13 protein-coding genes are annotated in these 10238 nt (G+C 68.5%); 6 read left to right on the forward strand and 7 right to left on the reverse strand.

What is annotated here, in order from left to right:
• Nucleotides 1–438, forward strand: coding sequence for a holo-ACP synthase AcpS (gene acpS, locus GV790_RS24065; RefSeq protein WP_014349534.1), 438 nt, complete (start codon nt 1–3; stop codon nt 436–438).
• On the opposite strand, the gene GV790_RS24070 is transcribed toward acpS, so the two are convergent.
• Nucleotides 439–1083: a TetR/AcrR family transcriptional regulator gene (locus GV790_RS24070; RefSeq protein WP_171048418.1), complete on the reverse strand. Its 645-nt coding sequence runs from the start codon at nt 1081–1083 to the stop codon at nt 439–441.
• Nucleotides 1084–1403: 320 nt separating this feature from the next.
• Between GV790_RS24070 and GV790_RS24075 the strand changes: the two genes are divergently transcribed.
• Complete coding sequence (locus GV790_RS24075; RefSeq protein ID WP_163816347.1) at nt 1404–2678, forward strand: hypothetical protein; 1275 nt, start codon at nt 1404–1406, stop codon at nt 2676–2678.
• Nucleotides 2679–2694: 16 nt separating this feature from the next.
• On the opposite strand, the gene GV790_RS24080 is transcribed toward GV790_RS24075, so the two are convergent.
• Nucleotides 2695–3483, reverse strand: coding sequence for an ABC transporter permease (locus tag GV790_RS24080; RefSeq protein ID WP_163816349.1), 789 nt, complete (start codon nt 3481–3483; stop codon nt 2695–2697).
• A 25-nt stretch (nt 3484–3508) separates the two neighbouring features.
• Nucleotides 3509–4486, reverse strand: a complete 978-nt coding sequence (locus GV790_RS24085; RefSeq protein WP_163816352.1) for an ATP-binding cassette domain-containing protein — start codon at nt 4484–4486, stop codon at nt 3509–3511.
• Between the two features lie 126 nt (nt 4487–4612).
• Between GV790_RS24085 and GV790_RS24090 the strand changes: the two genes are divergently transcribed.
• Nucleotides 4613–5344 (forward strand): TetR/AcrR family transcriptional regulator, encoded by a 732-nt coding sequence (locus tag GV790_RS24090; RefSeq protein ID WP_163816354.1) that lies wholly within the window; start codon nt 4613–4615, stop codon nt 5342–5344.
• Nucleotides 5345–5362: 18 nt separating this feature from the next.
• Here GV790_RS24090 and bcp read toward each other — a convergent pair whose 3' ends face one another.
• Complete coding sequence (bcp, locus tag GV790_RS24095) at nt 5363–5833, reverse strand: thioredoxin-dependent thiol peroxidase (RefSeq protein ID WP_163816356.1); 471 nt, start codon at nt 5831–5833, stop codon at nt 5363–5365.
• A 129-nt stretch (nt 5834–5962) separates the two neighbouring features.
• Here bcp and GV790_RS24100 point away from each other — a divergent pair, with 129 nt between their 5' ends.
• Nucleotides 5963–6184 (forward strand): DUF3618 domain-containing protein, encoded by a 222-nt coding sequence (locus GV790_RS24100; RefSeq protein WP_014349541.1) that lies wholly within the window; start codon nt 5963–5965, stop codon nt 6182–6184.
• 72 nt (nt 6185–6256) lie between these two features.
• Here the strand turns inward: GV790_RS24100 and GV790_RS24105 are convergent, their stop codons facing one another.
• Nucleotides 6257–6556 (reverse strand): excalibur calcium-binding domain-containing protein, encoded by a 300-nt coding sequence (locus GV790_RS24105; protein WP_014349542.1) that lies wholly within the window; start codon nt 6554–6556, stop codon nt 6257–6259.
• Between the two features lie 291 nt (nt 6557–6847).
• Between GV790_RS24105 and GV790_RS24110 the strand changes: the two genes are divergently transcribed.
• Entirely contained in the window at nt 6848–8968 is a 2121-nt protein-coding gene (locus GV790_RS24110; protein WP_163816358.1) for an acyltransferase family protein, read from the forward strand.
• A gap of 54 nt (nt 8969–9022) precedes the next feature.
• Nucleotides 9023–9511: a MarR family winged helix-turn-helix transcriptional regulator gene (locus tag GV790_RS24115; RefSeq protein ID WP_163816360.1), complete on the forward strand. Its 489-nt coding sequence runs from the start codon at nt 9023–9025 to the stop codon at nt 9509–9511.
• 2 nt (nt 9512–9513) lie between these two features.
• On the opposite strand, the gene GV790_RS24120 is transcribed toward GV790_RS24115, so the two are convergent.
• Both GV790_RS24120 and GV790_RS24125 read right to left on the reverse strand, forming a co-directional pair.
• Nucleotides 9514–9828, reverse strand: a complete 315-nt coding sequence (locus GV790_RS24120) for a hypothetical protein (RefSeq protein ID WP_163816362.1) — start codon at nt 9826–9828, stop codon at nt 9514–9516.
• A gap of 39 nt (nt 9829–9867) precedes the next feature.
• On the reverse strand, nt 9868–10238 hold a 371-nt coding region (locus GV790_RS24125), incomplete at its 5' end, for a transglycosylase SLT domain-containing protein (RefSeq protein WP_163816365.1).

The following is a 10238-nucleotide window of genomic DNA, read 5'->3' on the forward strand; positions in this document are numbered from 1 at the left end:
GTGACCATCCTCGGAATCGGCTTGGACCTGGTAACCATCTCCGAGTTCGCCGAACAGCTGCAACGGTCCGGGACGACCATGCTCAGGGAGAGCTTCACCGCTGGTGAGCGGCGCTACTGCCAGAGCAAAGGCACCGACCCGGCCCGCAGCTACGCGGCGCGATGGGCGGCGAAGGAGGCGGTGCTCAAAGCCTGGGCATCGTCTCGCTTCGCGCGCCGCCCGCAGATCGGGGACAACCCGTATCCGCTGATCGAGGTGGTCAACGACGCCTGGGGCAGGCCGAGCATCAAGTTGCACGGCCTGGCCGCGGAATTCCTGCCCCGGGCGCGGGTGCACCTGTCGCTGACCCATGACGGCGATACCGCCGCGGCGATGGTGGTGCTGGAAGATCCGGGCGAGCTGGCCGATCTCATCGAGGGCCGGGTGCCGGAGAGCTGATCAGCTCTCGTTCGCGGTGCGCGATTCCTTCTCCGCCACCAGCAGATAGGCCACCATCAGCCGTTTGAGTTCGGCGACGGCGTCGGCGTGGCTCTGCTCGTCCTGCACCGAGAAGTTGAGCATCGAATACACCACGTGCACCAGCACCTCGGCCATCATGGTGCGCCGGGCGCGCGGCGTGCGCGGGGTCAGCGGCCGCAGCATCTGCGAGACGACCTCGGCGAACTCCTTTTCGTGGATCGCGCCGGTGGCCCTGGTGGACGGCGTGGACTGCATGGCAAGCCACACTTCGCGCCGCGACGGGTCGGTCATCCACAGGCTGGCCAGGTGATCGACGAACTGGTTCATATGCCGCAACCAGTCCAGCGACGGGACTTCGCCGTGGAAGTCGGCCAGCTCCTGGGAAACCGCGACCAGGTCTTGCCGATTCAGCTCGCACACGATGACGTACTTGTTGGCGAAGAACTGATACAGGGTGCCGATCGGCACCTCGGCGCGGGCGGCCACCTCTTCGCAGGTGAACGATTCGAATCCGACCTCGACCAGCAGTTCCCTCGAGGCCTGCAACAGCGCGTCGAACTTGCGTTTGCTGCGTTCCTGCGTGGGCCGCTTGCGCGGCATCAGCTCCTGCGGATCGTCCTGCATATCCAACGCAGGGTCCAGGCGTCGTTTCGACCTGGTCTCCGTGCGCGTTTCCACACGTCCAGGCTAGCGGTAGCGGCCGGTCCGCGGCACACGGCCGCTGTTCCCGATGGCTGAAACTGTCATTTGTCACCACCCATCCGGATCGGCCGTGGTATCGAACACATACCAAGGGCACGTGCCTTCGGCGGGTGTTCAGGGCAGGGATCCAGGGGAAATGCAGGGAAATCTCTCCAGGCTCATGGGTTTCGATGCGTCCGTGAGCCGGTGGCGGCACAGGGAAGGCGTGAACTGTGGTAGCTCGGTCCGAACAGGCTCGATCCGTGATCACTCTCGGCGTGTCCACCGAACGTGGTGCGGTACACGCGGTGGCCCTCGGCGCGGAGGGTGCGAAATTGTCCGAACGGGTGCTGCTGCACCGGGTGGCCACCACCGAGGGTGACGGGAAGGCCGAGCTGGCCGAGACGGTGGCACGCGCGCTGGACCGGATCGCGGCCGAGATCGGCGCCACCGGTGAGATCGACGGGGTGGCGGTGGCCTACCGCGACGCCGCCGAGCGTCGCGCGATCGTCACCAGGCTGGCCTCGGGGCCGTGGCGCAGCGCCTCGCTGGTATCCACCAAGTCGGCGCATCTGAGCGTCGCGGGGGCGATGACCTGGCTCAACGAATTCGACAACCTGCTGATCTGCGAGGTGGTGCCCGGCTATCAGGCCTTCACCCTTGTCGATCCCGGCCGCAGCCGGGTACTGGCGGCCACCGGCCATTCGGGTGCCGCGGTCACCATGGAGACCATGCGGTCGGCGGTCACGGTGGCCCGCGATCAGCTCGATGCCGCCGAGGTCCGCCCCGACGCGGTGGTGCTGATCGGTTCGAGCGCCGACCAGCCCGCCGTCACCGGTGCCGTCGCCGGATTCGGTGCGCCCGTGCTCCCGTCCATGATCGCCGCTTCCGCGCCCGCCATCGGCGCCGCGCTGTTCGCCATGGACGATCTGATCGACACGGTGGTTCCGATCGAACAGGTGCGCCGCCGGCGCGGTGGCGGGGTCGCGCTGGTGGCCGCCGCCGGTGTGCTGGCCAGTGGCCTCGCCGGCGGCGGGGTGTATCTGCTGGCCCAGCAGAGCCGGCACTCCGGGCCCTCCGCCACCGACGCGATGTCAGCGGCGAACTCGCATACCGTCGACGCCGACAGCAGCGAATCCGGCCGCCCCGGCACCGGGGCGCACCCGCCGCACGCACCGGCCCGTGCGCCGGAACCCATGGGATTCCAGCCGGGTTCGGCAACGTCGGTCCCGGAAACCGAGAGTCTGCACACCACTCCGCGCCCGCAGTACGCTGCCGGCCACCGGAATTCGTGGCCCGGCGTCGATCGGGGCATCCCGCTGGTGCCAGCGGAACCGGAAACCGCGCCCGCCGCGTGGGATCCGAGCCGCAATTCGGTGGTGCCGGAGCCGCAGGTGAAGGTCGGCGAACCGCACGGTTTCCTGTTTCCCGGCGAGTCGCCGCCACCGCCCGCCTTCACCGCCGAGTCCTACGCCTGGTGGACCGAGCATGTGCGCATGCTGGCCCAGTGGGCCGCCGAGCAGGTGCTGCCGAGCTGATCGGCGGCCGCGTGGATCAGTTCATGGTGCGGCGCCGCAACAGCACGCGCGCCGCGAGATAGCCGGCCAGCGTGATCGCCGCGCACCAGCCGATCGCCAGCACCGCGCTATCGCCGATCGGGGTGCCCATGAGCAGCCCACGCATCGTCTCGATCACCGGCGTCACCGGCTGATGTTCGGCGAACGGATGCAGCCAGGTCGGCATCGACTCGGTCGGCACGAAAGCGCTGCTCACGTACGGCAGGAACATGAACACGAAGGTGAAACCATTGGCGGCCTCGGGGTTGCGGGCAAGCAAGCCGAGCGCCGCCGCGACCCAGGACAGGGCGAGGACGAACATCGCGATCACCGCGATGGCGCCCAGCCAGCGCAGCGGATCGGTGGTGGGCCGGAAGCCCAGCGCCACCGCGACACCGATGACGATGCCCGTGGTGATCAGATTGCGGATCACGCTCTCGGCGACATGCCCGGTGAGCACCGCCGACCGGGCGATGTCCATCGTGCGGAACCGGTCGATGATGCCGTTGTGCATATCGGTGGCCAGCGCCGGCGCCGTCATCGCGGCGCCGAAACCGGCGCACAGCAAGATGATCCCGGGGACCACGTAGTCGATGTAGGCGCCCGGACCCACATCCATCGCGCCACCGAAGACGTAGACGAACATCAGCAGGATCATCACCGGCAGCGCGATCGTCATGATCATGGTGTCGGGACTGCGCAGGGTGTGGCGGATATTGCGGTCCAGCATGGTGCCGGAATCGACGGCGGCGCGCGCGGTGCGCGCGGCGGGGGACAGGGTGGTCATCGTCATCTCGTTTCGGGGTGCGGTGTCAGGCTGCGGTGTCGGCGGAGGTGGGGTGGCCGGTCAGGGCGAAGAACACGTCGTCGAGATCCGGCAGGTGCACGGTCAGCTGGTCGACGGCGATATCGAGCTCGTCGAAGCGGTTCAACAGCCGCTTCACATCGCCGGCATTGCCGTCGGAGGGCACCTGCAAGGTGAGTTGCTCGGTATCGGCGAGGACGCGATCGCCCGCGGGCACCACTCGTGTATCGATCGCCCGGGCGGCGGCCGACAGCAGAGCACTGTCGGCGAAGCGCAGCCTGATGTGGCCGCCGGGGGCCAGCTGCTTGAGTTCCTCGGGCGTCCCGTCGGCGACCAGCTTGCCGCCGTCGAGCACGGCCACCCGGTCGGCGAGCTGGTTGGCTTCCTCTAGGTATTGCGTGGTCAGGAAGACCGTGGTGCCGTCGTTGGCCAGCTCCTGGATCACCTGCCACAGATCGCGCCGGCTGCGCGGGTCGAGACCGGTGGTCGGTTCATCGAGGAACAGGATGCGTGGTCTGCTCATCAGGCTCATGGCCAGATCGAGGCGGCGGCGCATACCGCCGGAGTAGGTGCCCGCCCGACGGTTCGCGGCCTCGGTCAGATCGAACCGCTCGAGCAATTCGGCGGTGCGGCGGCGTGTTTCGGCACGGCCCAGGTGCAGCAGTTTGCCGGTGAGGTGCAGGTTCTCCACCCCGGTCAGCACCTCGTCCACGGCCGAGTACTGGCCGGTGACGCCGATGAGCCTGCGCACGATCGCGGGCTCGTCGACGACGTCGTGGCCGAACACCAGGGCCCGGCCCTGGTCCGGCGTGCTCAGCGTGGCGAGGATGCGCACCATCGTCGTCTTGCCCGCACCGTTGGGTCCGAGCAGCGAGAAAACTGTTCCGGCAGCGATGTTCAGGTCGATGCCGTCGAGCACCACGCGCTCTCCGAATGACTTGCCCAAGTGGGCGAGGGTGAGCGCGGGTGGGCGAGAGGAACTCATCAGGATCTCCGATCCAAAACTGTTTATAACCTATACTGCGTTTATAGAGTAAACAGTTTATGGGCGCAAGGGAAGGCGGTCGCGGACACGGATAGAGTCGACGCGAGCAAAGGAGGATGGCAGACGATGACGTCCGGTACCGGCGAGCTACCGAAGGCGGTAGCGCTGATGTGGGGGCTCGAACAGCCGGGCGGTCGCGGCCCCAAACGCGGGCTCAGCCTCGAGCAGATCATCGAGGCCGCCATCGCGATCGGTGATGCCGAGGGATTCGCGGCGCTGTCGATGAACCGCGTCGCCCGCGAACTCGGGTTCACGGCGATGTCGCTGTACCGCTATGTGGACAGCAAGGCGACCCTGATGGAGATGATGCTCGATCACGTCATCGGGCTGCCGCCGGAGATCGAGCCCGGCACCTCCTGGCGCGCCGGCCTGGCGCAGTGGGCGCGCAGCGAATACGAGGTGCTGGGCAGGCATCCCTGGGCGCTGGACATTTCGTTCGGCGGCTCACCGCCGCTCGGCCCGAACAATATGGCCTGGCTCGAGGCCGGACTCGGCACCTTGCGCGAGGTGCCGGTGCCCGACGCGGTCAAGCTCCAGCTCGTGATGAACCTGTCGCTGTATGTGATCGGGCGCCGCCGCGCGGCCCGCGATATCGCCCCGAGCCTCGAGTCCGAGGCCGACTTCACCGAACCGCTGCGGCAGCTACTCGATCCGCAGCAGTTCCCGGCGCTGCTGTCCGCGCTGAGCAACCGCGCCTTCGACGACGACGACATCGATTGGGAGCAAGGCGATTTCGAGTTCGGCATGGAGCGGCTGCTCGACGGCTACGAATGCTTCCTCAACGCCTACGGCAGCTGATCACACCGACAGCTCACCTCACACCGACAGATCGCGGCGCAGCTTCGCCACATGGCCGGTGGCGCGCACGTTGTACTGGGCCACCTCGATCTTGCCTTCCTCGTCGACGAGGAAGGTCGAGCGGATCACGCCGGTGACCTTCTTGCCGTACATCGTCTTCTCGCCGAAGGCGCCCCATGCGGTGAGCACACTGCGCTCGGGATCCGACAGCAGCGGGAAGTTCAGGCCCTCGTTGTCGCGGAACTTCGCCAGCTTGGCCGGCTTGTCGGGGGAGATGCCGATGACATCGATGCCGGCACCGGACAGCTCGCCGAGGTTGTCGCGGAAATCGCAGGCCTGCTTGGTGCAACCGGGGGTGCTCGCGGCCGGGTAGAAGTACACGATCACCTTGCGGCCGCGGTAGTCGGCGAGGGAGACGTCCTTGCCGTCGGCGTCGGGCAGGGTGAAATCGGGGGCGGGATCGCCGGGGGAGAGACGGTTGTCGGTCATCACCGAACCGTAACCGAAGGCGCCGACAGCGAGCGCGGATACACTCGTCGGCGAGCCCTGGACCGGCCCGCGCACGACGGCCGGGCCCGGGAGCCCGCGAACCCGGCAATTGTCTACAGGAGGCGCCAAGTGGCAAGGGATACCGAGCGGATCGAGCAGGAGATCGAGGCCGCGCGGACGCGACTGGCCAGCACGCTGGACGAGATCGCGGTGCGGGCCGATCCGCAGCGGATCGCCGACGACACCAAGCAGCTGGTGGTGGCCAAGGTCAACGAGCCCAAGGTGAAGTACACCCTCATCGGTGCCGGGGTGCTGCTCGCCGGACTGGTGCTGGTCAAGATCTTCCGCTGAGCGCGGGGCCCGCGAACAGACGAACACCCGGTCGGCAGCAGCCGCACCGGGTGTTCGTCTGTGTGGAGAGTGTCAGACCGTCGGGCACGCGAATCCGTCACCATCCGGATCCAGGTGCGGGCCGAAACCGGGTTCGCCACGGAAGATCGGCGCCCGGCCCGCGGCCTTGACGTCCTCGCAGTTGGCGAAGGCGCCACCGGCCGAGCCGGTCTGCGAGGTTCCGGCCGAGCCGGTGGCTGCCGAACCGGTGTCGACGGCGGACGAACCGGTGCCTGCGGAACCGGAGGGGGCGGGGACGGCCAGCGCGGTGGGGGCCGCGAGGAGGGTCAGTCCCGCGGCGGCGACGCTGACGGTGAGCCGGCGAACGTTCATGTATTCCTCTATGTTCTGCTGCGGTGGAATTGGCGCTCTGAGTCCGAACGCCGCATCCACTGTTGTGACGACCCACGCACTTGTCAACCGGATGACTCCCGGATGCCGGTGGCGAGCGGGGGATCCGCGGCGCGGACCAGGGGCGGGACACGCGCGCGGGGGTGTTCGGTGAATTCCGGTGAAACGGCCGGTTGTGATAGGGATTCAGCTGTGTCCGTTGTATGCCTACCGCCGCGCGCGATCATCGCGCGCCCGGTGTGCGGGCGATTGAGCTAAACCGGGAGAGAGCAGTTGGTGCGGATCAGCGAGGGCTCGGCGGTCGCTACGGCGGCCGCCGATTCGGTGCCGGAGGCCGCGAAACCGGCCGACTACCGCCTGGATCTGGACGGCCTGCGCGGGGTGGCGATCGCTCTGGTGGTCGCGTTCCACGTCTGGTTCGGCAAGGTCTCCGGCGGCGTCGACGTCTTCCTGGTGCTGTCGGGCTTCTTCTTCACCGGCATGCTGCTGCGCCGCGCCGAGGCCGACGGCGGGATCGGCCTGTGGCAGACCTTCCGCCGGACCGCCCGCCGCCTGCTGCCCGCGCTGTTCGTGGTGCTCGCGCTGGTCGTGGTGATGACGGTGGCCGAGCATCCCTACACCCAGTGGGCGGATATGTCGGGCCAGACGGTGGCCTCGGCGCTGTATTACCAGAACTGGTACCTGGCCAATGCCGCCGCCGACTATCTGGCGGCCGATCCGTCGGTGAGCCCGCTGCAGCATCTGTGGTCGATGGCGGTGCAGGGGCAGTTCTATATCGCGATCACCCTGTTGCTGGCCGCGGTGGCGTGGGGGTGCCGTCGGGCCGGGCGCCGCGAAGCGATCCGTCCGGCGGTAGCGGCGCTTGCGGTGGTGCTCGGTATCGCCTCGTTCATCTATGCGGCGCTGCGTTCGACCACGTATCAGGAATGGATCTACTACGACAGCGGCGCCCGGGCCTGGGAGCTGCTGGTCGGCGCCCTGCTCGCGGTGGTCGTGCCGTTTCTGCGGATGCCGGCGCGGTGGTGGGCGAAGGCGGGGTTGTCGGTGCTCGCGGCGGCGGGCCTGCTGGCAGTGCTGACCTGCGGAATCCTCTTCGACGGTGCGCGCCAGTTCCCCGGGCCCGCTGCCCTGTTCCCGGTGGGTGCGGCGGTCGCGTTGATCCTCGCGGGTGTGCGCACCGAAGCGGGCTGGACGCCAGCGGTGTCCCGGTTGCTGGCCACCCGCCCGATGGTCGAGCTCGGAGCCGTGGCCTATGCCCTGTACCTGTGGCACTGGCCGCTGCTCATCTACTACTTGATCCGCGCCGACACCACCGAGGTCACCCTGGGAGCCGGGGTGCTGATCATCGGTTTGTCGCTGGTGCTCGCGGTGCTGACGAATCGGTTGATCGAGGAACCGCTGCGGCTGCGTTCGGGCGCTGCGATCACCTCGCCGGTGTGGTTGCGCCGCGGTGCCGCGGTCGCGGTCACCGTCGTCGCCGCGCTGGTGCTCGGGGTCTCGGGGTTCTGGCAGGGCGTGCTGATCACCAATCCGGCACGGCCGATCGGCGCGCTCGATCCGGTGGTGTATCCGGGTGCTGAGGCCCTGCTGGCCGGCGCCACGGTCCCGCCCGCCCGGGTGCGGCCCTCGGTCCTGGAAGCGCCGGGCGATGTGCCCGCCTCCACCATCGACGGCTGTATCTCGGACTGGTTCACCACCGAGATCACCACCTGCACCTACGGTGATCCGGCCGGAACGCGCACCATGGCCGTCGTCGGCAACTCCCATGCCGAACATTGGCTGCCCGCGCTGGACGCGCTGGGGCACGCGCACGGGGTGAAGGTGGTCGTGCTGCTCAAGATGGGCTGCCCGCTCAATATCCGCGAGGACGCCAAGTATCGGGGCCTCGATATCCCGGACTGCCGCGATTGGTCGCGCGCGGTGATCGACCGGCTCGGCGCCGAGCGCCCGGATTGGGTGTTCACCACCGCGACCGAACCGCAGTGGCCGATCGGCGGGGATCGCACGCCGGACGAGTTCGTCGAGGTGTGGTCGGCGATGGCCGAGCGACAGTTGAATGTGCTCGCCATCCGTGACACGCCGTGGTTGCGTAATGAGAAGGGCACCCGGTACCGCGCGGTCGATTGCCTTGCCGCCGGCGGTAACGCCGAGAGCTGCGGTATCGCGCGCAGTGAGGCGCTCTCACCGGTGAACCCCGCCGTCGAGCCCGCCGCCGCGTTCCCGAACGTCCACCTGCTGGATCTGAGCGATGCGGTGTGCGGTCCCGAGGTGTGCCGGGTGGTCATCGGGAATGTGCTCGTCTATCACGACGAGCACCACATGACGGCCAGCTACGTCCGCACCATCGCCCCGGAGCTGGAACGCCAGATCGGCGCGACCACCGGCTGGTGGTGAGCCCCGCGGCCGCGGTTGGTGTCTATGTCAACCATCTGTGGCTAGCATCGTGGGGTGGTGCGATGGCTGAGCGACGAGGAACAGGCCACCTGGCAGGCCTACATCCTGCTGCGTCAGCGGATGGACGCGGCGATCACCGCGGGCTTGGCGGCCGACGGGCTCTCGATGCCCGATTACGAGCTGCTGGTCCCGCTCTCGGCGGCGCCGGACGGCTGTCTGCGCGCCAAGGAGCTGGCGGCACGCGTGTGCTGGGAGAAGAGCAGGCTGTCCAAGCATCTGGCGCGCATGGCCGCGCGTGGGCTGGTCGATCGTGAGCCGGTGGCCGGGGACGCCCGTGGTGTGCTGATCCGGTTGACGCCGCAGGGGCGTGCGCTGCTCGAGCGCGCCGCGCCGCGCCATGTGGCGCTCGTGCGGGAGATGTTCATCGACGGCATCACCGAGGCGGAGGCGCGTGCGCTGCGGACGTTGTCGGAACGGGTCGTCGAGCGATCCGAACGAGGGGGCGCGGAACCTGCGGTGGACGGCGAGGCCGAAGCCGTCTGAGCTCACGACCAGGGCGTGATCGGCGGTTTGACCCAGAGCAGTTTCTCGTCCAGATGTGCGCGGGCGGCGGCCGGATGGTGCGGATTGCGCGCGGCCCAGGCGTCTTTCTCGTCGAGCAACCGCGCTACCGATTCCCAGGTCTCGCCGGTGCTGGGCGGATTGGTCTGTGCGGCGCGGGCCAGTTTGCGCCGGAGCGCTGCGGGCATCGCCAGTAATTCGGTGCCGGTGATACCGCGTTCCCAGATGAATCCGGCCAGGCGCCGCGCCTTCTCGGCGCGGCTCCTGGCCGCTGCGTCGGAGTGGGCGTAATCGGCCATGGCGCAGTGTACGTCGGGCCGGTAGACGCCGGATTCGGGTCAGTACGCGCTGTTGACGTTGTCCATCGAGCCGTAGCGGTGCGCCGCGTAGTTGCAGGCGGCCACGATGTTGGACACCGGGTTCCAGATGTCGAACGGGGTGCCTTCGACGTGGTAGGCGGCGAAGGTGGGGTCGATCACCTGGAGCAGGCCCTTGGACGGGATGCCCGCGGCGGCGTTGGAGTCCCACAGGTTGATCGCCTGCGGGTTACCGGTGGATTCGCGCATGATGTTGCGCATGATGCCGTCGTAGGAGCCGGGGATGCCCTTGGCCGCCATGATGTCGAGCGCCTGGCGGATCCAGCCGTCGAGGTTGTCCGGGTAGACCGGCGGCGCGGGGGCGGGAGCGGGAGCGGGAATCGGCTCAGGGG

Source organism: Nocardia cyriacigeorgica (genome assembly GCF_010858045.1).
Lineage (GTDB): Bacteria > Actinomycetota > Actinomycetes > Mycobacteriales > Mycobacteriaceae > Nocardia > Nocardia cyriacigeorgica_E.